At 63.7% G+C, this 22604-nt stretch carries 19 protein-coding genes; 11 read left to right on the forward strand and 8 right to left on the reverse strand.

Features of this window, described 5'->3' with window-relative positions; all coding sequences use genetic code 11:
* Positions 1–136: 136 nt before the first annotated feature.
* From hpaH to IVB27_RS35225, 6 genes are all read left to right on the forward strand, one after another.
* On the forward strand, positions 137–943 hold the full coding sequence (hpaH, locus tag IVB27_RS35200; protein ID WP_247447300.1) for a 2-oxo-hept-4-ene-1,7-dioate hydratase: 807 nt from the start codon (positions 137–139) through the stop codon (positions 941–943).
* Positions 944–973: 30 nt separating this feature from the next.
* The gene (locus tag IVB27_RS35205; RefSeq protein ID WP_247349812.1) at positions 974–1372 is read left to right on the forward strand and encodes a 5-carboxymethyl-2-hydroxymuconate Delta-isomerase; all 399 of its coding nucleotides are present in this window, start codon (positions 974–976) and stop codon (positions 1370–1372) included.
* Positions 1365–2903 (forward strand): 5-carboxymethyl-2-hydroxymuconate semialdehyde dehydrogenase, encoded by a 1539-nt coding sequence (gene hpaE, locus IVB27_RS35210; protein ID WP_247447301.1) that lies wholly within the window; start codon positions 1365–1367, stop codon positions 2901–2903. Before IVB27_RS35205 ends, hpaE begins: the two co-directional genes overlap by 8 nt.
* Positions 2904–2969: 66 nt before the next feature.
* The gene (gene hpaD, locus IVB27_RS35215) at positions 2970–3953 is read left to right on the forward strand and encodes a 3,4-dihydroxyphenylacetate 2,3-dioxygenase (RefSeq protein ID WP_247447302.1); all 984 of its coding nucleotides are present in this window, start codon (positions 2970–2972) and stop codon (positions 3951–3953) included.
* 3 nt (positions 3954–3956) lie between these two features.
* Positions 3957–4826 (forward strand): fumarylacetoacetate hydrolase family protein, encoded by an 870-nt coding sequence (locus tag IVB27_RS35220; protein WP_247447303.1) that lies wholly within the window; start codon positions 3957–3959, stop codon positions 4824–4826.
* A gap of 25 nt (positions 4827–4851) precedes the next feature.
* Positions 4852–6477 (forward strand): thiamine pyrophosphate-dependent enzyme, encoded by a 1626-nt coding sequence (locus IVB27_RS35225; protein ID WP_247447304.1) that lies wholly within the window; start codon positions 4852–4854, stop codon positions 6475–6477.
* 125 nt (positions 6478–6602) lie between these two features.
* Here IVB27_RS35225 and alkB read toward each other — a convergent pair whose 3' ends face one another.
* The 4 genes from alkB to IVB27_RS35245 all read right to left on the reverse strand — a co-directional run bounded on the left by alkB (position 6603) and on the right by IVB27_RS35245 (position 10223).
* A complete protein-coding gene (gene alkB, locus IVB27_RS35230; RefSeq protein WP_247447305.1) occupies positions 6603–7256 on the reverse strand; it encodes a DNA oxidative demethylase AlkB in 654 nt (217 codons plus the stop codon).
* A 9-nt stretch (positions 7257–7265) separates the two neighbouring features.
* Positions 7266–8012, reverse strand: coding sequence for a 2OG-Fe(II) oxygenase (locus tag IVB27_RS35235; RefSeq protein WP_247447306.1), 747 nt, complete (start codon positions 8010–8012; stop codon positions 7266–7268).
* A 182-nt stretch (positions 8013–8194) separates the two neighbouring features.
* A complete protein-coding gene (locus IVB27_RS35240; RefSeq protein ID WP_247447307.1) occupies positions 8195–8881 on the reverse strand; it encodes a DUF2848 domain-containing protein in 687 nt (228 codons plus the stop codon).
* On the reverse strand, positions 8874–10223 hold the full coding sequence (locus IVB27_RS35245) for an amidase (RefSeq protein WP_247447308.1): 1350 nt from the start codon (positions 10221–10223) through the stop codon (positions 8874–8876). Before IVB27_RS35245 ends, IVB27_RS35240 begins: the two co-directional genes overlap by 8 nt.
* A 193-nt stretch (positions 10224–10416) precedes the next feature.
* On the opposite strand from IVB27_RS35245, the gene IVB27_RS35250 reads away from it, so the two are divergent.
* The 4 genes from IVB27_RS35250 (at position 10417) to IVB27_RS35265 (ending at position 14183) form a co-directional block, all read left to right on the forward strand.
* Complete coding sequence (locus tag IVB27_RS35250; RefSeq protein ID WP_027568974.1) at positions 10417–10830, forward strand: Zn-ribbon domain-containing OB-fold protein; 414 nt, start codon at positions 10417–10419, stop codon at positions 10828–10830.
* A gap of 3 nt (positions 10831–10833) precedes the next feature.
* Positions 10834–11973 (forward strand): thiolase C-terminal domain-containing protein, encoded by a 1140-nt coding sequence (locus IVB27_RS35255; protein WP_247447309.1) that lies wholly within the window; start codon positions 10834–10836, stop codon positions 11971–11973.
* Positions 11974–11978: 5 nt separating this feature from the next.
* Positions 11979–12893, forward strand: coding sequence for an SDR family oxidoreductase (locus tag IVB27_RS35260; RefSeq protein WP_247447310.1), 915 nt, complete (start codon positions 11979–11981; stop codon positions 12891–12893).
* Positions 12894–13007: 114 nt separating this feature from the next.
* Positions 13008–14183 (forward strand): SMP-30/gluconolactonase/LRE family protein, encoded by a 1176-nt coding sequence (locus tag IVB27_RS35265; protein WP_247447311.1) that lies wholly within the window; start codon positions 13008–13010, stop codon positions 14181–14183.
* 63 nt (positions 14184–14246) lie between these two features.
* Here the strand turns inward: IVB27_RS35265 and ppc are convergent, their stop codons facing one another.
* Entirely contained in the window at positions 14247–17036 is a 2790-nt protein-coding gene (gene ppc / locus IVB27_RS35270; RefSeq protein ID WP_247349795.1) for a phosphoenolpyruvate carboxylase, read from the reverse strand.
* 936 nt (positions 17037–17972) lie between these two features.
* Entirely contained in the window at positions 17973–18953 is a 981-nt protein-coding gene (locus IVB27_RS35275; RefSeq protein ID WP_247447312.1) for a tripartite tricarboxylate transporter substrate-binding protein, read from the reverse strand.
* Positions 18954–19114: 161 nt separating this feature from the next.
* On the opposite strand from IVB27_RS35275, the gene IVB27_RS35280 reads away from it, so the two are divergent.
* Positions 19115–20041, forward strand: coding sequence for a LysR family transcriptional regulator (locus IVB27_RS35280; protein WP_247447313.1), 927 nt, complete (start codon positions 19115–19117; stop codon positions 20039–20041).
* 497 nt (positions 20042–20538) lie between these two features.
* Here the strand turns inward: IVB27_RS35280 and IVB27_RS35285 are convergent, their stop codons facing one another.
* A complete protein-coding gene (locus IVB27_RS35285) occupies positions 20539–20943 on the reverse strand; it encodes a YccF domain-containing protein (RefSeq protein WP_247447314.1) in 405 nt (134 codons plus the stop codon).
* Positions 20944–21031: 88 nt separating this feature from the next.
* Positions 21032–22576, reverse strand: coding sequence for an acyl-CoA synthetase (locus IVB27_RS35290; RefSeq protein ID WP_247447315.1), 1545 nt, complete (start codon positions 22574–22576; stop codon positions 21032–21034).
* Positions 22577–22604: the final 28 nt, after the last annotated feature.

Genomic DNA, 22604 nt, shown 5'->3' on the forward strand with positions numbered 1-22604 from the left:
CGCTGGATCAGCCGGTCTCTTCAAGATGATGCCCTTTCAACCGCAAAATGTTTGCAGTGCAGCAAGCCAAATTGTGTTTGACGCATTCACTTAACATGTTAAGTATCTTCGGGCACCACGATTTGCAAGATCACAAATGGCGCTTTCCAACGACGATATCCGAGCTTGCGCGAGCCGTCTGCACCAGGCGGAGAGGACCCGTACGCAAATCCGGCAACTCTCGCAGGACTTTCCCGGCATCACCATCGCTGACGCCTACGCGATTCAGAAGGCGTGGATCGAGGTCAAGATCGCCGAGGGGCGCATCGTCAGGGGACACAAGATCGGCCTGACCTCGAAAGCGATGCAAAGCGCGCTTGACATCAACGAGCCGGATTCAGGCGTGCTGCTCGACGACATGTTCTTTGCCGATGGTGGCCTCGTCCCGACGGAGCGCTTCATCGCGACCCGCGTGGAAGCCGAGCTCGCCTTCGTCATGAGCAAGCGCCTCGCGGGGCCCGACTGCACGCTGTTCGACGTGCTCAACGCCACCGACTTCGTCGTGCCGGCGCTGGAGATTCTGGATACGCGGATCGAGCGCGTCGATCCCAAGACCAAGGCGACGCGAAAAATCTTCGACACCATCGCCGACAATGCAGCGAATGCCGGCATCGTGCTCGGCGGACGGCCGATCCGCCCGCTTGACGCCGATTTGCGTTGGGTCGGCGCGCTCTGTTTCAAGAACGGCCAGCTCGAGGAAACCGGTCTTGCCGCCGGCGTGCTCAATCATCCCGCGACTGCAGTCGCCTGGCTCGCCAACAAGATCGCGCCGCTCGGCCTTGCGCTTGAGCCCGGGCAGGTCGTGCTCGCCGGCTCCTTCATCCGTCCGATCGAGACCCGCAAGGCCGACACAATTCAGGCCGATTACGGAGCCTACGGCTCGGTCAGCTGCTACTTCGCTTAGGCGAACAAAAAGACAGGGAGTGAAACCGCGATGCCGCATTTCACGATCGAATATTCGGCCAATCTCGACAGCCGCCTCGACATCGGCGCTGTCTGCGAAATCGTGCGCAAGGCGGCGGTCGAGACCGGCATCTTCCCGCTCGGCGGCATCCGCGTCCGCGCCGTCAGGTGCGAGCATTATGCGATCGCCGATGCCCGGCAAGACTACGGCTTTCTCGACATGGTGCTGCGCATCGGCGAAGGCCGCGACCTCAAGACACGCAAGACAGCCGGCGAGCACGTTTTCCAAGCGCTCTCCCGACATCTCGATCCCGTCTTTGCAGCCAGCAAATTCGCTTTGTCGTTCGACATGCAGATCAACGACAAGGACACCAGCTGGAAACGCAACAACATCCACGACGCCCTGAAAGTGGAGGCCTCCCATGGATAAGTTCACGCCGAAAGCCGATGTGTTCCAGGCCAACCGCGACCGCGTCGCGCCGCTGCTGAAGACGCTGCGTGCCGACGGTATCGGTCACATGATCGACGGCAAGATCGTGCCGTCGATATCAGGCGAGACGTTTGAGACCAAGTCGCCGATCGACGGCGCGACGCTCGCAAGCGTCGCCCGCGGCAATGCCGAGGATATCGATCGCGCCGCCACCGCCGCCGCCCTCGCTTTCAAGTCCTGGCGCGACATGGGGCCGGCGATGCGGAAGAAGCTGCTGCATCGGGTCGCCGACGCCATCGAGGACAATGCCGACGACATCGCGGTGCTTGAATGCATCGACACCGGCCAGGCCTATCGCTTCATGGCCAAGGCAGCGATCCGGGCCGCCGAAAACTTCCGCTTCTTCGCCGACAGATGCGGCGAGGCGCGCGACGGCCAGAACACGCCGAGCGACGAGCATTGGAACGTCTCGACGCGCGTGCCGATCGGCCCGGTCGGCGTGATCACGCCGTGGAATACGCCGTTCATGCTCTCGACCTGGAAGATCGCCCCTGCCCTCGCAGCAGGCTGCACCGTCGTGCACAAGCCGGCGGAGTGGTCGCCGGTCACGGCCGCTGTTCTTGCAAAGCTCGTCAAGGAAGCCGGCGTTCCCGACGGCGTGCTCAACACCGTGCACGGTTTTGGCGAAGAGGCCGGCAAGGCGCTGACCGAGCATCCCGCCATCAAGGCGATCGGCTTCGTCGGCGAAAGCGCGACGGGCTCCGCGATCATGATTCAGGGCGCGCCGACCTTGAAGCGCGTGCATTTCGAGCTCGGCGGCAAGAACCCGGTGATCGTGTTCGACGACGCCGATCTCGATCGCGCGCTCGATGCTGTCGTGTTCATGATCTACTCGCTCAACGGCGAGCGCTGCACCTCGTCGAGCCGCTTGCTGATCCAGGCCAGCATCGCTGAGAAATTCATCGAGAAGCTGACGGCGCGGGTGAAAGCGCTGAAGGTCGGTCATCCCCTCGATCCCGCAACCGAGATCGGTCCGCTGATCCATGAGCGGCATTTGGCAAAGGTGTGCTCCTATTTCGACGTCGCACGCCAGGACGGCGCGACGATTGCCATCGGCGGCAAGACCTATGACGGCCCGGGCGGCGGACATTATGTCGAGCCGACACTGGTGACCGGCGCGCATGGCAAGATGCGCGTGGCGCAGGAAGAGGTGTTCGGCCCGTTCCTCACCGTGCTGCCCTTCCAGGACGAAGCAGACGCGATCGAAATCGCCAACGACATCCGCTATGGCCTGACCGGCTATATCTGGACCAACGACGTCGGCCGGGCGCTCCGCGTCGCTGATGCACTCGAAGCCGGCATGATCTGGCTCAACTCGGAAAACGTCCGGCATCTGCCGACGCCGTTCGGCGGCATGAAGGCCTCAGGCATCGGCCGCGACGGCGGCGATTACTCGTTCGACTTCTACATGGAAACCAAGCACGTCTCGCTGGCGCGGGGCACACACAAGATTCAAAAGCTGGGAATCTAACGCTCGCGATTCCCAGGCGCGCGGAGCGCGAACGGGGAATGACGGGATCTAGAGAGGGGAAACGCAATGCCCGTGCCGCAACATATCTTCGAGCCGCCGTTCAACATCATCCGTTCGAGTCACGTCGTCCTCGATGTGACCGATCTGAAGCTCAGCAGCGCGTTCTACGAGACCACCGTCGGCCTGCATGTCGAGGACGCCGACGACAAGGTCGTGTATCTGCGCGGTTCGGAAGAGCATCAGCATCACTCGCTGGTGCTGCGCAAGGCGGCAGTGCCCGCCTGCAACCGGCTCGGTTTCAAAGTCGGCAATGACGGGGATCTGGACAAGGCCGCAAAGTTCCTGTCCGAGAACGGTCTTGGCTACGCGTTCGTCGATCAGCCCTTCCAGGGCCGCACGCTGCAATTCACCGATCCCTTCGGCTTCCAGATCGAACTGTATGCCTCGATGGACCGGCGGCCACATCTGCTCCGCCGCTACGACCTCTACAGGGGATGCCATCCGCAGCGGCTCGACCATTTCAACGTGTTCGCAGCCGAAGTGCAGGACACCGTCGAATTCTATGCCCGGCTCGGCTTCCGCCTGACCGAATACGCCGAGGAAGACGGACCGAACGGGCGCATTGCGGCTGCCTGGATGCATCGCAAGGGCAATGTCCACGATTTTGCGATCACCAACGGCAAGGGCCCGCGGTTGCACCACTTCGCCTACTGGACGCCAACGGCGATGAACATCATCCATCTCTGCGATGTCATGGCCTCGCAAGGCTTCGTGAAGAACATCGAACGCGGTCCCGGCCGCCACGGCATCTCGAACGCGTTCTTCCTCTACGTCCGCGACCCCGATGGACACCGTCTCGAACTCTACACCAGCGACTACTTCACCGGCGATCACGACCACGAGCCGCTGCGCTGGTCGCTGCGCGATCCGCGCCGGCAGACGCTGTGGGGCGCGCCGGCCCCGCGCTCCTGGTTCGAGCAGGGTTCGCCGTTCGCTGGGCAAGCCGTGCGCGAGCCAAAATTCGTGGCCGACGTGCTGGTGGCGGATTAAGCAATGACCCTCCCTCGCCTCGCCACCTACTCCGTCAAGGGTGAAACGAAGTACGGCGCCGTCGTCGACGGCGGCATTGTCGATCTCTCCGCGCGCCACGCAAAAGACTATCCGACGCTGCGCGAGGTGATCGCGGCAGGAAGGCTCGCGAGCCTCGCCGAAGAAGCCGCGTGCCACACGCCCGATCACGCGCTCGGTGACATCATTTGGCTGCCGCCGGTGCCCGCGCCGGAAAAGATCATCTGCATCGGCGTCAACTATCCCGACCGCAACGCCGAGTACAAGGACGGCCAGGACGCGCCGAAATATCCGAGCATGTTCATGCGCTCGCCGCGCTCGTTCGTGGGCCATGACACGCCGCTGGTGCGCCCGCGCGCCTCAGCGCAGCTCGACTACGAGGGCGAGATCGTGCTGGTGATCGGCAAAGCTGGCCGGCACATCCCCGAAAGTTCCGCGCTCGATCACATCGCCGCGCTCACGCTCTGCAACGAAGGCTCGGTGCGGGACTGGCTGCGCCATGCCAAGTTTAACGTCACGCAGGGCAAGAACTTCGATTCCAGCGGCAGCCTCGGCCCGTGGCTGGTGCCTTACACGCGGGAATCGCAGATCGCCGACATCCGCCTCACCACGCATGTCAACGGCGAGCTGCGGCAAGACGACCGCACCAGCAGGCTGATGTTTCCGTTCCGCTACCTCATCAGCTATATCTCGACCTTCGCAACCCTCGTTCCCGGTGACATCATCGTGACGGGCACGCCGACCGGCGCCGGTGCGCGGTTCGATCCGCCGCGCTATTTGAAGCCCGGCGATGTCGTCGAGATCGAAGCCGAGGGCATCGGCAACTTGCGAAACGGCGTCGTCGACGAAGCCTGAACAATAATCGAAATGGAATAGTGCAATGACCACCCTCACCGGCGGCGAAGCGATCGTAAGCGGCCTTGTCGCCCATGGCGTCGACACCGTGTTCGGCCTGCCCGGCGCTCAGGTCTACGGCCTGTTCGACGCCTTCCACCAGGCCCAGCTCAAGGTGATCGGCGCGCGGCACGAACAGGCCTGCGGCTACATGGCGTTCGGCTATGCGCGCTCCAGCGGCAGGCCCGGCGTGTTCAGCGTGGTGCCCGGCCCCGGCGTGCTCAACGCCAGCGCGGCGCTGCTCACGGCGTTCGGCTGCAACGAGCCGGTGCTGTGCGTCACCGGCCAGGTCCCTACGCAATTTTTGGGCAAGGGCCGCGGGCATCTGCACGAGATGCCGGACCAGCTCGCGACGCTGCGCACCTACGTGAAGTGGGCGGACCGGATCGAATATCCCGGCAACGCGCCGACCACCGTCGCGCGCGCCTTCCAGGAGATGACGTCCGGACGGCGTGGCCCCGCCTCCGTCGAGATGCCCTGGGACATCTTTACTCAGCGTGCGGACACGGCTGCAGCACAGGTGCTGGAGCCGCTGCCGGCGCCGCTCGCTGATCCTGACATGATCAAGCAGGCTGCCGCACTGATCAAGTCCAGTAAAGCGCCGATGATCTTCGTCGGCAGCGGCGCGATCGAAGCGCGCGAAGAGATCCTTGAACTCGCCGAGGTGATCGATGCGCCCGTCGTGGCCTTCCGCAGCGGCCGCGGCATCGTCTCCAACGCGCATGAGCTCGGCCTCACCATGGCCGCGGCCTACAAGCTGTGGCCGAACACCGATTTGATGATCGGCATCGGCTCGCGGCTGGAGCTGCCGACCATGTCGCGCTGGCCGTTCCGTCCCGATGGCCTGAAGAGTATCCGCATCGACATCGATCCCGTCGAGATGCGGCGCTTCATCCCGGACACGGCCATCGTCGCCGACGCCAAAGCCGCGACCGCCGATCTTGCTGCCGCCGTCAGCAAGACGGGCTACAGCAAGACCGCCGGCCGCCGCGCCGCGATCCGCGAGGCGACTGCGACCGCGCAACAGGAAATCCAGCGCATCCAGCCGCAGATGGCCTATCTCAACATCCTGCGCGAGGTGCTGCCGGCGAACGCGATTGTGACAGACGAACTGTCACAGTTCGGCTTCGCCTCCTGGTACGGCTTTCCAATCTACGAGCCGCGCACCTTCATCACCTCAGGCTACCAGGGCACGCTCGGCTCGGGCTTCCCCACTGCGCTCGGCGCCAAGGTCGCCAATCCCGACAAGCCGGTGGTGGCGATCACCGGCGACGGCGGCTTCATGTTCGGCGTGCAGGAGCTTGCCACCGCCGTGCAGTTCAATATCGGCGTGGTGACGCTGGTGTTCAACAACAACGCTTACGGCAATGTCCGCCGCGACCAGCGCGAACGTTTTGGCGGCCGCGTGGTGGCGTCGGATCTGGTCAATCCGGATTTCGTCAAGCTCGCGGAGTCCTTTGGCGTCGCTGCTGCGCGCGTGACCGCGCCGGATCAGTTCAAGGCGGCGATCGAAAAGGCGCTCGCCCATAGTGGGCCGTATCTGATCTCGGTGGAAGTGACGCGGGATTCAGAGGTCAGCCCCTGGGCGTTTATCCACCCGCCGAAGCCGTGATGCTCCTCATGGTGAGGAGGCGCGCGAGCGCCGTCTCGAACCATAGAGGCCCGGGTCTCGCAGCTCGGGCCTCTATCCTTCGAGACGCGCGCGAAGAGGCGCGCTCCTCAGGATGAGGAGATAGATCAGCGCGTCCTGCGGAACGTCAGATTGATCCGCTGACGCCCGAGCAGCGCGTGCTCGCCGTCGGCCAGCGGCGCCACGCCGTGATAGGCGAGTCTGCTGGGCCCGCCCCAGACCACGACGTCGCCATGCACCAAGCGGAAGCGACGCGGGTTGTCGCTGCGCGCCATGCCGCCGAACAGGAAGGTCGCGGGCAGCCCGAGCGAGACCGAGACGATCGGCGCCGAATAGTCCAGCTCGTCCTTGTCCTGGTGCAGCGACAGCCGCGTGCCCGGTTCGTAGCGATTGACGAGACAGGCATCGGGCGCGAAGTCATTGAAACTGCCCTGCTCCGCCGCACGGCGGGCGAGATCGCGGAGCACGGGCGGCATCGCGGGCCACTGCGCACCGGTTCGCGGATCAATCGGATCATAACGATAGCCGGTGTGATCGGTGATCCAGCCGCGCTCGCCGCAATTGGTCATGGCCACCGACATCTGATAGCCGCCGGGCGTGGTCATGCGCCGGAACGGCGACTGCGCCACGATCGCGCGTACAGCTGCAATCAGCTCGCTCTCGATCGGCTTGACGAATCCGCGCAGCAAAACGGCGCCATCGGCGATCTCCTCGCGTGACGGCTGCGCCTCGGCGACACTATCAAACAAGTCTGCCGTCAATCGTCACGCTCACCTGGCATCATGAAAGATCACGCCCACCGTGTGGCGCTGTCCCGAGCGAATCCGGCTGACGCCATGGCGCAGATTAACGCGGTAGGTGCCGCGTGTCCCCTGCACCGGGCGGTGATGCACGGCAAAGGCGACCGCATCGCCCTGCGTCAGTGGCACCACCTCGGCGCGGGACTGCATGCGCGGACGCTGCTCGGTCAGCACGAACTCGCCGCCGGTAAAGTCGCGTTCCGGCTCCGACAAGAGGATCGCAACCTGGAGCGGGAACACGTGCTCGCCGTAGAGATCCTGATGCAGGCAATTGTAGTCGCCAGCCTCGTATTGCAGCAGCAGCGGCGTCGGCCGCGCCTGTCCCGCCTCGTGGCAGCGTTTCAGGAACGCCGCATGCGCGGCGGGGTAGCGAATGTCGATCCCCATCGCCTCATTCCAGCGATTGGCGACGCCCTGGAGATGCGCGTAGAGCGTCGGGCGCAACTGCGCGATCAGATCGGGCAGCGGGTAGGAGAAATATTTGTACTCGCCGCGGCCAAATCCGTGGCGGCCCATGACGATGCGGCTGCGGAAGTGCGTGTCGTCAGGATAGAGCGCGGCCGTGGCGCGGCATTGCTCCGGCGTCAGAAGGCCCTTCAGGACGGCGCAGCCCTGGGCGTCGAGATCGCCGGCGATTTGTGGCCAGTCGAGGGTATCGACGTGGGTGGCGAGGCCGATTGGCGACTGAAGCGTCGATTTGCGTGCTGTTGCTGTCATGGCTCTGACTTTCGCAAGGCCGCCCGCCCTCTGCCACCCGATTTCCGACTCCCTCCCTGTCATTGCGAGCAAAGCGAAGCAATCCAGAGTGCCTCCGCGGAACCAGTCTGGATTGCTTCGTCGCAAGGGCTCCTCGCAATGACGACGGAGAGAGGTTCGCTCGCAATGACGGTGGCGATAGCTCAGCCCAGCACCGGCAGCGTCACCACATCATAGCCGTGCTTGATCGTCCGCTTCAGCACAGGGTCTTCCAGCTCGAACTCGAAGCGGTCGGCGGGGCGGATGCCGCCCTTGGCTGCGAACGTGCCGCCGAACATGGCGCAGCCGTCGGGGAATTTCCCACCTTCGAAGCCGCGCGCGATGAGATCGGTGATCGGCAGCATCGCGTCCAGCGTGCCCTCCTGGTAGAGCACGCGCTCGCCCTTGATGAAGGCGTAGGAGCGCAAAATCATCCTGTCCCAATGGCCGATGACGTCCTCGAGCTCCCACAGCGTGGATGCGATCGGCTTGTCGCACATTTGCTTGGACACGGTGACGCTGTAGGCCTCGACCTTGCGATCAGTGTGGTCGGAGCCGCAGCCGACGAACATGCGGCCCTGCCAGCCGATCAGCACGAATTCGACCTCGCCGCTGGAATCGCCGCCAGTGCATTCGATGCGGTCTTCCATGGTCAGCCGCCGTGCCGAGGCGCGATAATAGATCGGCGTCGAGGCCGGCCGGGCAATGCCCATAGCCTCCAGCTCCGTGATGTGCTTGTCGCGCGCGATCGCGTCGCGGCCGGTCCAGCCGGCGATGACCATCTGGTCGATCGCCAGTGTCAGTGGCGTTGTGGTGTCCTGGGCGTCGACGGTGAAAGTCAGGTCAAACACGAATTACGGCCTCCATGCCGGCAGCAAGTTCAAAGATACGGCGGTCCGATCCGCCCGCGCCCGCCAGCATCAGGCCTACCGGGACGTCGCCCTCGCGATGCGCAGGCAGCGAGATGGCGCAGCCGTCGATCATGTTGATCAGGGTGCAATTGCGCAGCGCGCGCAGGTTTTCCCTGGTGAACGCCTTGTCGTCGGCGAGATCGGCGATCTTCGGCGGCGTATTGGCGGTGGTCGGCAGCACCAGCGCGTCATAGGGCGCAAGGCGCGCATTGACGCGGGCGATCAGCGAGCGGCGCTCGTTGAGGAGATCGATGTAGTCGGCCGCGCTCTGCGCCTCGCCGCGCATGATGCGCACGGAAACGCGGGGATCGTAGACGTCGCCCTTGGACGTGATGAGGTAGCGGTGCCAGGCGAAGCTTTCGGAAGCCGCAAAGCCGCCCTTGGCGTTCATCGGGCCGATGTCGTGGAATTCGGCCATCGCGATGCGCTCGATGATGGCGCCATGATCGGCGAGGCTCTTGAGCGCACGCTCGAACGTCTTGGCCACGTCCGCATCGAGGTCGTCGAGCGCGATCGTGGTCGGCACCGCCAACCGCATGCCCTTCACCGGGCGAGGCTTCAGCGCAACGACCGGCTCGTTCGCGAGCACGGCGTCGAGTATGGCACAGCAACTGACCGATCGTGCCAGCGGCCCGATGCTGTCAAGCGAGAACGACAGCGGCACAGCCCCGTCGAGCGGCACGCGGCGCTGCGTCGGCTTGTAGCCGACGATGCCGTTATAGGCCGCCGGAATGCGGCAGGAGCCGCCGGTGTCGGTGCCGAGCGCGCCATGCGCCATCCCGTCGAGCACGGAGACCGCGGCGCCCGAGGACGAACCGCCGGGCACATGGCCTGCGGCCCGGTTCCAGGCGCCCTTCGGCGTACCGTAATGCGGATTGATGCCGATGCCGGAATAGGCAAACTCGGTCATGTTGGTGCGCCCGATCACGACGAAGCCCGCCTTGCGCAGCCGCGCCACCGTGGGGGCATCCTGCTCGGCCGGCGAGGAATCGTCGAGTGCGCGGGAGCCGGCGCGCGTCACCTGGCCCTTGATGTCGAAGAGATCCTTGATCGAGACCGGGATACCGGCATAGCGCGACGGCGCCGCCTTCACCTTGCGCAAACCGTCCATCGCATCCGCCGCCGCGAGCGCGGCTTCCTTGTCGACATGGATGAAGGCACGCTGTCCCTCGCCGGACGGATCGGCAATTCTGGCGATGCAAGCCTCGACCAGCTTGCGGGAGGTGGTGCGGCCGCTTTCGAGATCTTCGGCGAGCTTCGTCAGTGTCGGAAAATCGGGCATGTCTGTCTCACGGAATATTTGCGTGCGCAATCTATAGCGCTGCCTCAGTTCGACACAAGCATTGTGCGCATGATGGCATGCATGCGCATTGCTGGACCGTTGACGCGCCATGGTCGATTGTCGCATCAAGATTGAAACAGGCGGGCTTGAGACCCGCCCCTTGACAAAACAAGCTCTGGGAGGACCTTCCGAGATGGCCGAACCGCAGCGCGCGCGACCGAAACCGACGCCGGAGACCCAGCATTTCTGGGACGGCACCAAGGCGGGCGAATTGCGCCTGCAGCGCTGCGACGCCTGCGCGCATGTCTATTTCCCGCCGCGCCCGTTCTGCCCATCCTGCGCCTCGCGCAAGGTCAGCATCTTCAAGGCGAGCGGAAAAGGCTTTCTCTACAGCTACGTGATCAACCACCGTCCCGCCGCGCCCGGCTTCACGCCGCCCTATGCGATCGCCGTGGTCGAGCTCGCCGAGGGGCCGCGGATGATGAGCAACATCATCGACTGTCCGCAGACGCCGGAGGCGCTCGAACTCGATATGAAGCTCGAGGTCGCCTTCGAGGCGCTCGACGACAAGATCACCCTCCCCGTGTTCCGTCCGGCGAAGGGATAGGCCATGCGCAGCAACCAGGTTGCCGTCGTCGGCGCCGCCGAGACCACCGAGCTCGGGGTCATCCCCAACATGTCGCAGCTCCAGCTTCACGCGGACGCGGCGCTCAATGCCATTGCCGACGCCGGGCTGAAGCTGTCGGACATCGACGGCTTCGCCACCGCGGTCGAGACACCGCAGCAGGTCTGCCACTATCTCGGCATCAAGCCGACCTGGGTGGACGGCACCTCCGTCGGCGGCTGCTCCTTCATGCTGCATGTCCGGCACGCCGCGGCGGCGATCGAGGCCGGCCTGTGCAAGACCGTGCTGATCACCCATGCCGAGAGCGGCAAGTCGATGATCGGCAAGGCGCCGCGCTCGACAGCGCCGGACAGCCTCAACGGCCAGTTCGAACAGCCGTTCGGCGTCTATGGGCCACCAAGCATGTTCCCGATTCCCGTGCTGCGCTTCATGAAGACCTACGGCATCACGCACGAGCAGCTCGCGGCGGTCGCGGTGGTGCAGCGGGAATGGGCGGCAAAGAATCCGCGCGCGATGATGAAGGACCCGATCACGGTCGCAGACGTCCTCAACTCGCGCATGATCGCCTATCCGTTCCGCCTGCTGCAATGCTGCCTCGTCACCGATGGCGGCGGCGCGCTGATCCTGACCTCGGCTGATCGCGCCAAGGACTTTCCGCGCAAGCCCGTCTACATCATGGGCACCGGCGAAAGCGTGGAGACGCCGATGGTCAGCCAGATGGAGACTTTTAATTCCTCGCGCGCGTTCAAGACCGCGGGGCCGCTGGCGTTCAGGGAGGCCGGCATCGCCCACAAGGACGTCGACCATCTCATGATCTACGACGCCTTCGCGCATCTGCCGCTGTTCGGCCTCGGCGATCTCGGCTTCATGCCGCACGAGGAAACCGGCAAGTTCATCGCCGACGGCAACACGCGGCCGGGGGCTAAGCTTCCGCTCAACACCAATGGCGGCGGATTGAGCTACATGCATTCGGGCATGTACGGCATGTACGCGCTCCAGGAGAGCGTACGCCAGATGCGCGGCATCGCGCCGGCGCAGGTGGCCAACGCCAAGATTTCGGTGTGCCATGGCGTCGGCGGCATGTTCGCCGCGTCGGGCACGATCGTGTTTACGAACGAGAGGTAATCCACATGACAAAATCACTGCAAGACAAGGTCATCATCGTCACCGGCGCAGGGCGCGGCATCGGGCGGGAGATCGCGCTGCTCTGCGCGGCGGAAGGCGCCAAGGTCGTGGTCAACGATCCCGGTGGCGCCTCCGACGGCGCCGGTTCGAGCGCATCCCCCGCTGAGGAAGTGGTCGAGGAGATCAAGAAGCGCGGCGGCACCGCGGTCGCCAATTTCGAGTCGGTGGCCGAAGCCATCCCCGCCAGCAAGATCGTGAAGACCGCGACCGATCATTTCGGCCGGCTCGACGGCGTCGTCAACAATGCCGGCATCTTGCGCGACATGATCTTCCACAAGATGAGCGTGGAAGCGTTCGAGGCCGTCATCAAGGTTCATTTGATGGGCTCGTTCTACGTCTCGCACGCCGCGGCGCGGCTGTTTCGCGAGCAGGAGTCCGGCTCCTTCGTGCACTTCACCTCGACTTCCGGCCTGATCGGCAACTTTGGACAAGCCAACTACGCCGCCGCCAAGCTCGGCATCGTCGGCCTGTCGAAGTCGATCGCGCTCGACATGGGCCGCTTCAACGTCCGCTCCAACTGCGTCTCGCCGTTCGCCTGGACCCGCATGATCGGCACCATCCCGACCGAAACCGATGCCGAGAAGGCGCGCGTCGAGAAGATCAAGCAGATGGGACCGGAGAAAATTGCGCCGATCTGCGCCTATCTGCTCTCCGATGCGGCCAAGGACGTCTCCGGGCAGATCTTTGGCGCGCGCATGAACGAGCTGTTCCTGTTCAGCCAGAACCGTCCGCTGCGCTCGGTGCATCGGAGCGAAGGCTGGACCCCGCAATCGATCGCCGAACACGGCATGCCGGCTCTGAAGGGATCGTTCTACAAGCTCGATCGTTCCGCCGACATCTTCCCGTGGGATCCCGTGTAAGCGAACTCCAATTGTTGCTGCATTGCGATCTCCGGTTGTCCGGCCGGAGATCGCCCGCTTTACGCCCGATTGCAGGCGGATCGTTCCCTCCCAACACAACTTCGGGAGGAAACCATGACAAGAATACTGACCAACTCCGACGACACGATCGCAACAGAGCGCGATGGCCTCGGCCGTCGTGCCCTCTTGAAGGGCGCAGCGGCGGCAGTCGCCGCGACTGGCTTTACCGCCAACGCAAGCTTGGCAGCCTCCGTCATGCCATTGGGCCAGACGGGCGCTCCAACGAGATCGACGGCGCCGCTGCCGTTGGGACCGCTGCCAGGCAGCCGCTACCCGGACTCCCATTTGGAATCGGCCAAGAAGGGGCCACCATCGTTTGGGCCCTCCGGTTTTCCTGCCTTCGCGGGCACGATGGCTGTTGAGCGCGTAGCAACCGGCTTCCGATGGGCCGAGGGACCAGTCTACTTCCCAGCCGGCCGGTACGTGTTGTTCAGCGATATTCCCAACAACCGCATCATGCGTTTCTCCGAGGATGACGGTCATACGAGCGTCTACCGCCAGCCTTCGATGAACTCCAACGGCAACACCATCGATCGCGAAGGACGCCTGCTCACTTGCGAGCACAGCGGCAGGCGCGTCACCCGGACCGAGCTCGACGGCTCGATCACCATCATTGCCGACAGTTACAACGGCAAGAAGCTCAACTCGCCGAACGATCTGGTCGTCGCTTCCGATGGATCGGTCTGGTTTGTCGATCCCGGCTACGGGATCGGCGGCTATTATGAGGGTATCAAGGCCGAGAAGGAGCAGGCAAAAAACAACGTCTACCGGGTCGATCCAAGATCCGGGGAGATCAAGGTTGTCGTCGACGACTTCGTCGAACCCAACGGGATAACCTTCTCGCCCGACGAGAAGAAACTCTACGTCATCGATACCGGCTTCACTGATGGCCCCGATAATCCCTCCCATATCCGGGTGTTCGACGTGGATATTGGGTCCGGAAAGGTCTCGAACAGCAAGGTGTTTGCGGAGATGCCCAAGCCCAGCATCACCGACGGGATGCGATGCGATCGTGACGGGCGCGTCTGGTGTTCGGTGGGCTGGGGCGATCCGAACGAAGACGGCGTGCGCTGTTATACGCCGTCGGGCGACCTGCTGGGCAAGATTCATATTCCGGAAACAGTCGCTAATTTGTGCTTCGGAGGTCAGCAGCGAAATAGGCTCTATATTTGTGGCTCGAGTTCGCTCTACGCCGTCTACACGAGCGTACAGGGGGCAATGAAGCCGTGAGCGAATAAGCGCGTGGCGAGTAGCGAACGGTTCGGACACGCATCTGTTCGCTACTCGCCCTCATCAACCCGTATTTCTCAACCCCGCCGAGATCCCGTTGATCGTCAGCTGAATCCCGCGCAGCACCTGCTCGTCCGGGTTCTGCGCGCGGTGCTCTTTCAGCAGCTCGACCTGCACATGGTTGAGCGGATCGAGATAGGGGAAGCGGTGGCGCACCGAGCGCTCCAGCAGCGGATTGCCCTGGAGCAGACGGTCCTGGCCCATGATGTCCAAGAGCGTCTCGATGCAGGAATGCCATTCGCGGCGGATGCGACCGAAGATCTTTTCGCGCAGTGCTTCATCCGGCACGAGCTCGGCATAGCGCGAGGCGATTGCGATCGAGCTTTTCGCAAGCACCATGTCCATGTTCGACAACAGCATGCGGAAGAACGGCCATTCCCGGTAGAGCTCTTTGAGGAACGGCATGCCCTTGTCGGGATGCTCCGCGATCCACTGCTCGACCGCGCTGCCAAAACCGTACCAGCCCGGCAGCATCAGGCGGCATTGCGCCCAGGAGAACACCCAGGGAATCGCGCGAAGGTCCTCGATCGCCCGGGTCTTCTTGCGCGAGGCCGGGCGGCTGCCGATGTTGAGCGTCGCGATCTCGTTGATGACGGTTGATGCCCAGAAGTAATCGACGAAGCCGTCGGTCTCGTAGACGAGACCGCGATAGGCCTTGAAGGCGAGACTTGAAAGCTCGTCCATCGCGGTCAGATATTCGCGGCGCGGCGCGCTCTGGCGCGGATGCAACAGGCTTGCTTCCAGCGTCGCCGCGGCAAGGATTTCCAGATTGTTGCGGCCAACTTCGGCGTTGGAATACTTTGACGAGATGATCTCGCCCTGCTCGGTGATGCGGATCTGGCCGTTCACGGCGCCGCCGGGCTGGGCGATGATGGCATCATAGCTCGGACCGCCGCCGCGGCCGACCGAGCCGCCGCGACCGTGGAACAGGCGCAGCCGCACGCCGTGGCGCTCGAACACGTCGACGAGGCCGATCTCGGCCTTGTAGAGCTCCCAGCCCGAGGTGACGAAGCCGCCATCCTTGTTCGAGTCGGAATAGCCGAGCATGACCTCCTGCACGCTGCCGCGGCTGTCCACCAACCGTCGGTAATCGTGCAGCGACAGCATGCGGTCCATGATGCTGGATGACGCCTGCAAATCCTCGATGGTCTCGAACAGCGGCACGACGTTGATCGCGCTGCGCCCGGAGGGATGGACGAGGCCGACCTCCTTGAGCAGCACCGCGACCTCAAGCATGTCGGACATGCCCTTGCACATCGAGATGATGCATTGGGGAATGGCGTCCGAGCCGAACTTCGCATGCGCCTCCGCGGCGGCATGGAACACATTGAGCTCGCCCATCGTCTCGTCGCTGTACTTGACGAACGGCGACACCAGCGAGCGCGTTGAGCGCAGCTCGTTGGTGAGCAGCGAGATGCGCGCCTCCTCGCCAAGCGCGAGGTAGGACATGCCGGGGTTGGCGGCGTCCATCAGCTCGGCGATGGTGCGCTCGTGCACCGCCGAGTTCTGGCGGATATCGAGCCGCGCCAGATGGAAGCCAAAACAGTCCACCGCGCGGCGCAGCAGCCGCAGCCGGCCGCGGGCGATGACGCGGGCGTTGTTGGAGATCAGCGAGCGGTGCAGCACGTCGAGATCGGCCTTGAGCTCCCTGACGCTGTCATACGGCGCGCCCTTGCCCACCGGCCGGCGCGTGATTTCGACCTCGAGCTTTTCGGCCGTGGCCGTCAACCGCGCATAGATGCCTGACACCGAGAGGCGATAGGGCTCGCCACTCCGGTGCGGCGATGTATCGGGCGAGCGCTCGGCCAGCGTCCGCAGCTCCTCGGACACGTCGGCGAGATGCGCGGCGATCGACAGCTCCGAGCCGAGCACATGCAGCTCTTCGAGATAGAACTGCATGACGCGGCTCGACTGCAGCCGCAGCGTGCCGCGCATCACGTCCGCGGTGACGAAGGGATTGCCGTCGCGGTCGCCGCCGATCCAGCTTCCCATCCGCAGGAACGAGGCGAGCTCGCCGGCTGCCTGCTCGCCGCCCTCCTCCAGCCGGTCCTCCAGCGCGTTGACCAGCCGCGGCACCTCGCGCAGGAAGGTGTAATCGTAGAACGACAAGCCGTTGGCGACCTCGTCGAGCACCGTGAGCTTGGTCCGGCGCAGCAAATTGGTCTGCCACAGCGTCAGCACCTCGCGGCGGAGCTGCTCGTCGCTGGCGGCGGCCTCATCGGCGGTCAGCGCGACGCGCTCGCGGCGGTCGAGCAGGGCTGCGACCTCCATCTCGCGGTCCATGGTGCTCTTGCGGCGGACCTCGGTCGGATGCGCGGTCAGCACCGGGCTGACGAGCGCGCTCTTGAAGAAGTTGCGTAGTGCATCGGCACCGATGCCCGCCGCCCTGGCATGGGCGAGCGTCTCGGCCAGCACGCCGGAGCCGCCACCCTTGCCGGCGCGCATCTGGCGGATGTTGTTCTGGTCCTCGGCGATGTTGGCGAGGTGGGAGAAATAGCTGAAGGCGCGGACGATCCGCACGGTCTCCGAGGTCGACATGCTGTCGAGGATCTGCTCGAGCTCGCGGCGGGCCAGCCGGTCCTCGTCGCGGTGAAACCGGATCGAGGTCTGCCTGATACGCTCGACCAGGTCGAACAATTCGGCCCCCTCCTGGTCGCGAACGGTATCGCCCAGGATGCGCCCGAGCAGGCGGATGTCGTCGCGCAGCTGCGTATCCGCCTCCAGCGCCTGGACGTCCTCAGGGCGGTTGGGGCGAAGATCGGTGGCGTCGGATGGTACGGTCTGGAGGGACATGGCTGGCTCCGCTTCTAGAGCACGCTGTGGCTCCCCGGTGGCGACGAGTGTGCAAGTTTTTTGCCGCAGCGCAAGATGAAGTTGGGGGCGGCGCGGCAACGTCACCGATCACGGGCGGAAATGCGCCTTGCTGACGGATGCGCACACACGTCCGCGGTCTCGCGGCGCGGGCGCCCGAGTTTTGCTGTCCGTTTCGCCCTCATCGAGAAGAAAGGGCGCAGGGAAGGCCGGGCGCCGGCTGGCACCCAGGGTCCGCACGCGAAAAACGCACGCGGGGTGACCCACAGGTGATGCCGGGACATCCCGGCCTTCCCTGCGCAATGGTTTTACGGCTTATGGCGCGCTCTCCCCGGGGAGCGATGCACTATTGCCCCCGTCGCCTTGCGGATGATCGATGCGCACACCCGGTCGGGCCGCACATCACCGCAAGCCTTGACGCACAGACCCCGGGCGTCAGGACCACACGCTTTTGCCGTCCGCGGACGTCCCTCCCCGGACATCCGGAAGCTTGCGCGTGCCCGCCACCGAAGCCGAAAAGAAACGCTGTGACCGCCGGGTCGTTCGCGCAGAGCGCGATGGCTCACAGGCGTAGCCCGCCCTGCCACCTCGTCACGCGCCGGCGCTGCCGCGTCCATCGCATCCCGGCTCACGTATCGTGACGATCGCGAAACGCCCTTTTGGCGGGCCGGGATGTCTTGCGGTTTACCCGAAGAGATAAATTCGGTCAATCAGAATATTTGGGAGCGCCACCCTTGACCTGGATGCGGCGTGTTTTGCCCGTCGGGCAACGCGGGGAATTGTGTGCGCAGCACCAGCGATGCGCTCTCTCATCGCAGCGCAGAGCGCCGAGGATGGATAGAACGCCAGCGATACCCATCAATCCGTTCGCCGATGACGAAGCATGGGTTTCGCAAGGGCTCTACCCATCTCACGAGCTCAGTCGTTCGGGCTAAACCCGGTTGCTTGCACGATCCCTTTCCATCGTGCCGATTCCGATGCGAGTAGTTGTGCAAAGTTGTCCATTGAGATCGAGTCGATCTCGACTGATAATTTTGCCAGGCTGCGCTCTATGACACTTGTTCGCAGAGCCGCCTGAATAGCTCCATTGAGGCCTTCAATGATATCTGGCGGTGTCTTGGCCGGAACGAAGAACCCAAACCATGTGACGTCCTTGAGCAAGGGATAGCCGGCTTCCACCATCGTCGGCACATCGGGAAGAAACCGGCTACGGGCTGGACCGGTGGTTGCCAAGGCGCGCAGTTCGCCGGCTTGCACGAGACCTAGGGAACTGTCGATTGGCATGATCGCCGATGCGATCTCGCCCTTGAGGAGGTCTTGGATTGCCGTCCTACCTTGATACGGTACGTGAAGAAACTCGAAGCCTGCCCCGCGTCCCAACGCTGCACCGATTAGGTGCATACTGGTTCCAACTCCTGGCGTGCCATAGGTCGCATCCTTTGCGTTAACACGGCACCACGAGACGAAATCGGCAAGCGTCCTCGCCTCCTCTGGCACTCGCGGCCCCACCGTCAAAGCTGCAGCGAACGACGCAACGGTCGACACTGGGGCAAAATCCTGAGGCTCGTATCTCAGCTTCTTGTGGGTATGAGGAAAGAGCGTGAGGAAACCAGTCGGCGCGAACAGAACGACCGATCCATCCGGGGGAGCGGCTTTCACGGCTTCCACGGCGACACGACCACTCGCGCCTGGTCGAGGTTCGACGACGATCGACGTTGCATAGGTCTTCATCTGTTCCGCAAGGAGCCTCGCGACAGAATCAGGCAACCCGGCTGTGAAGCCTGTTAGGATATGCGCCGTTTTCACACGCGGTTCGGCAATGATTTGCGGCACGGGACCAGCGACGGAGAAAGCGACACCGGCCGCCGACGCTATCAAAAAGTCACGACGCGTCCCCATAAGCCGCCTCCCGTGGCTCCCCTATTTCCGCAACGTGTTCTCAGCACAAGGCCAGACATTCGATTTCGGATGCCTCATCAATCAAAGCGTGCATCACGCAGACATTTCTGTCCAATTCTGATATGTGATGGTTCGATAACCGATTTGGCAGGTTCGTGGTCATGTCGTTGGTCGATCGCATTGGGCGCCGCCTGAAGCTGCGCGACCTCCGTATTCTGCTCACGGTCGTGGAGCGCGGAAGCATGGGAAAGGCTGCGGCAGAGCTGGCGATCTCGCAGCCCGCCGTATCGAAGGCAATCACCGACTTGGAACACACGTTCGGACTTCGTTTGCTCGACCGCAGCCGAGGCGGGATCGAGCCGACGGCATACGGCCGCGCACTGGTCGCGCGAGGCCGAGTGATTTTCGACGAACTCAAGCAGGGCGTCGACGAAATCGCATTTCTCGCCGACCCGTCTGTGGGAGAGTTGCACATCGGCAGTACTGAGAGTATTGCGGCCGGTCTCTTGCCGGCAGTCATCGAGCGCTTCACACGTGAGCAGCCCCGAATTCACTTGGACGTCGCGCAAGCTGTCATTAGCAAACTGCATTATCGTGAGTTGCGTGAGCGCAGCATCGATCTCATGCTGGGTCGCATTCCGACGCCATTCAAGGAAACCGATCTAAAGGCGGAAGTCGTGTATGACGACCAGGTCGTCGTGGTAGCCGGCCGTCAGAGCAAATGGGCACGGATGCGTAAACTCAAGCTTGCCGATCTAGTCGGCGAGCGTTGGATTCTGCCTCCCGCGGATACCATGCACGGGTCACTCACCGCCGAGTTGTTCCGCGCGAGTAGTACAGAGTTGCCACGTGCGCCCATTACGACGCTCTCAATGCATCTGTGCTGTCGACTGGCTGCCAGTGCACAATTTGTGACGATGCTTCCAACATCGATTCTTCGCTTTGGCAACCATGGCGGCTCTCTCAAGGTACTTCCAATTCGACTTCCCGCGCAGCCGCGGCCTGTCGCAATTGTGACACTCAAGAATCGCGCGCTCAGCCCAGCCGCAAAGCTCTTTATCGAGTGCGTTCGTCGAACTGCGAGATAGGAAGGGTTCAATATCCTGAGTGCAACGCGGGGAATTGTGTGCGGAGGGCAATTGAGCGCACCCGCCTCGCCAGATGGGGCGACGATGCACGGATCATCAGACCGGACCCTAAGCCGGCCGGATAGCCGCTAAATGTTGCGAATCGCGCCTGCCATGATTCCCGCCAGTAGAATGGGCTGAGCCCTTGCGAAAACCCATCATCCTTGGTCATCGGCGGACGGATTGATGGGTTTCGCTCTACCCATTCTACGAGCTATGAGCTGAGCAAGCGCCTCGTCCTTCGAGACGACCGCTTCGCGGTCTCCTCAGGATGAGGCTGAGCTACGTCGGGTTTCGTTGAAACTGCAGCCACGTATTCCCCCTCATCCTGAGGGCCCGCCAAAGGCGGGCGTCTCGAAGGATGGGCCGCGGGGAAGCGCCTCAAATGCGATAGGCCTACCCCAAAGCCGGGCGACTTCCGCTCTGCAGCCGGAGGCCGACATTGACGGGTCCACGCCTCAGGCCGGCACGATCACCTTGCCGATCGGCCAGAGCGCGATGCCTGCGAGCTTCAGATGGGCCCAGGCGAAGGGAATGCCGATGATTGTGATCGCGAGGGCCAGGGCGGTGAGGAGATGGCCGAGCGCCAGCCACCAGCCGGCCAGCAGAAACCAGACGATGTTGCCGATCACCCCGAGCGGGCCGGTGCCGATATCGCTCATGCCGGTGACCTCGTCGCGGCTGACCGCCTTCGAACCGAACGGCACCAGCGTGTAGACGGCGATGTTAAACGCCGCCCGCGCCCAGGGCAGGCCGATGATGGTGATGGCCATGATAACGGCAGCGATCAGCCAGCCGACCGCCATCCAGGCGCCGCCGATGAGGATCCAGAGCAGGTTGAGCAGGATGGAAACAGGGGCCATGGGATGATCCGGAGGTCGATGATCCCGCTAGTATAGCATGACCGGTGGTCCGTGACGCCACTCAGGTCGTTGGCCATTCTTGCAGCCGCTAGATCTTCCGTCCCGCCTGCTCCCAATAGGGATCGCGCAGGCGGCGCTTGAATATCTTGCCGGAATCTTCCCGCGGCAGCCCGGCGCGGATCTCGATGTGCTTTGGTACCTTGTAGTCGGCGAGCGACGCCTTTAGGCGCTTACGAATGTCGCCGGCGTCGAGCGTGATGCCCGCCTGCGGCTCGACTACCGCCATCAGCGCTTCGCCGAACTCGGCGTCGGGAATGCCGAACACCGCGCAATCATGCACCCCGGGCACGGCGTGCAGCACCGACTCGATCTCGGCCGGATAGATGTTGACGCCGCCCGAGATCACCATGTCGCGCTTGCGGTCGCAGATGAAGACGTAGCCCTCTTCGTCGATATAGCCGACGTCGCCCGAGGTGATGAAGCCGTCACGGTCGATCTCGGCGCGCTTCTCCGCCTTGTTGTGATAGGTGAAATCGGCCATCCCGGCCATGCGCGAGTAGATCTCGCCGATCTCGCCCACGCCCAGCACGCTTCCGTCCTCGCCGATGAAGCGCAGCTCAGCGCCGGGCGAAATCTTGCCGACGGTGCCGGGCTTCCTCAGCGCGTCCTCGGAGGTCGCAAAGGTGACGGCGCTGGATTCGGTCGAGCCATAGAATTCATAGATCACCGGCCCCCACCACTGGATCATGGCGCGCTTGACATCCGCCGGGCACGGTGCCGCCGCGTGGATGATGTGGCGCAGCGAGGAGACATCGTATTTCTTGCGTGCCTCCTCCGGCAACTTCATCAGGCGGATGAACATGGTCGGCACCATGAAGATGGTGTCGATTTTGTAGCGCTCGATCAGCTGCAAAAACTCTTCCGGCTCGAAGCGCGGCATCAGCACCAGCGCGCCGCCGAGCTTGCCGGCGCGGATGCCGAACGAGTTCGGCGCGGAATGATAGAGCGGGCCCGGCAGGATCGTGCGGGCGCCGGGCTTCAGCCCGTAGATCATCGCGCGCATGCGCTCGCCGGCCGCCGCCTGTTCCGGCGTCGGCGCGTTGCGTCGTACGCCTTTGGGATGGCCTGTCGTCCCCGACGTGTAGATCATGTTCATGGGCTGCGGCACGATCGGGCCGTCATAGGGCTGGTGCTGCGCGACCCAGGATTCGAAATCGATCGCGAAATCCGGCGTCTTCAGATGATCGGGATTGATCTTGTAGTTGGCCAGAATCTCCGGCGGCGTCGGCACGCTGAGCACGGTGACGCCTTTCGGAATGGCGTCGCGCAAGGCATGCAGCATGTCGGCATGTCCGATCAGCACGGACGTGCCGGTATCCTTCAGGATATAGTCGATCTCCTCCGGCTTGAAGTGCCAGTTGATCGGCACACCATAGGCGCCCAGCCGCATCGCGGCATAGGCGGCCTCGAGGAAGGCGATGTCGTTGCGCATCAGCATACAGACGCAATCGCCCTGCTTGACGCCGATCATGGCGAGGCCGGCGGCGATGCGATCGGCGCGGTTCGCGACCTCGGCATGGGAGCGGCTGCGCTCGCCGGAGACAATGCCGAGGAAATTTGACGTTTCGCTCATTTGTTTTTCTTTATGTTTGACGTTGTCC

The organism is Bradyrhizobium sp. 197 (assembly GCF_023073375.1).
Classification (GTDB): Bacteria; Pseudomonadota; Alphaproteobacteria; order Rhizobiales; family Xanthobacteraceae; genus Bradyrhizobium.

What these genes read in the sequence shown, in the direction of transcription:
- IVB27_RS35280 (WP_247447313.1), top strand. Translation starts at nt 19,115, where the DNA reads ATGTCGTTGGTCGATCGCATTGGGCGCCGCCTGAAGCTGCGCGACCTC.
- IVB27_RS35245 (WP_247447308.1), bottom strand. Translation starts at nt 10,223, where the DNA reads ATGCCCGATTTTCCGACACTGACGAAGCTCGCCGAAGATCTCGAAAGC.
- IVB27_RS35205 (WP_247349812.1), top strand. Translation starts at nt 974, where the DNA reads ATGCCGCATTTCACGATCGAATATTCGGCCAATCTCGACAGCCGCCTC.
- IVB27_RS35275 (WP_247447312.1), bottom strand. Translation starts at nt 18,953, where the DNA reads ATGGGGACGCGTCGTGACTTTTTGATAGCGTCGGCGGCCGGTGTCGCT.
- IVB27_RS35265 (WP_247447311.1), top strand. Translation starts at nt 13,008, where the DNA reads ATGACAAGAATACTGACCAACTCCGACGACACGATCGCAACAGAGCGC.
- IVB27_RS35220 (WP_247447303.1), top strand. Translation starts at nt 3,957, where the DNA reads ATGACCCTCCCTCGCCTCGCCACCTACTCCGTCAAGGGTGAAACGAAG.
- hpaE (WP_247447301.1), top strand. Translation starts at nt 1,365, where the DNA reads ATGGATAAGTTCACGCCGAAAGCCGATGTGTTCCAGGCCAACCGCGAC.
- IVB27_RS35225 (WP_247447304.1), top strand. Translation starts at nt 4,852, where the DNA reads ATGACCACCCTCACCGGCGGCGAAGCGATCGTAAGCGGCCTTGTCGCC.
- IVB27_RS35235 (WP_247447306.1), bottom strand. Translation starts at nt 8,012, where the DNA reads ATGACAGCAACAGCACGCAAATCGACGCTTCAGTCGCCAATCGGCCTC.
- IVB27_RS35260 (WP_247447310.1), top strand. Translation starts at nt 11,979, where the DNA reads ATGACAAAATCACTGCAAGACAAGGTCATCATCGTCACCGGCGCAGGG.
- IVB27_RS35255 (WP_247447309.1), top strand. Translation starts at nt 10,834, where the DNA reads ATGCGCAGCAACCAGGTTGCCGTCGTCGGCGCCGCCGAGACCACCGAG.
- hpaD (WP_247447302.1), top strand. Translation starts at nt 2,970, where the DNA reads ATGCCCGTGCCGCAACATATCTTCGAGCCGCCGTTCAACATCATCCGT.
- ppc (WP_247349795.1), bottom strand. Translation starts at nt 17,036, where the DNA reads ATGTCCCTCCAGACCGTACCATCCGACGCCACCGATCTTCGCCCCAAC.
- IVB27_RS35250 (WP_027568974.1), top strand. Translation starts at nt 10,417, where the DNA reads ATGGCCGAACCGCAGCGCGCGCGACCGAAACCGACGCCGGAGACCCAG.
- IVB27_RS35290 (WP_247447315.1), bottom strand. Translation starts at nt 22,576, where the DNA reads ATGAGCGAAACGTCAAATTTCCTCGGCATTGTCTCCGGCGAGCGCAGC.
- hpaH (WP_247447300.1), top strand. Translation starts at nt 137, where the DNA reads ATGGCGCTTTCCAACGACGATATCCGAGCTTGCGCGAGCCGTCTGCAC.
- IVB27_RS35285 (WP_247447314.1), bottom strand. Translation starts at nt 20,943, where the DNA reads ATGGCCCCTGTTTCCATCCTGCTCAACCTGCTCTGGATCCTCATCGGC.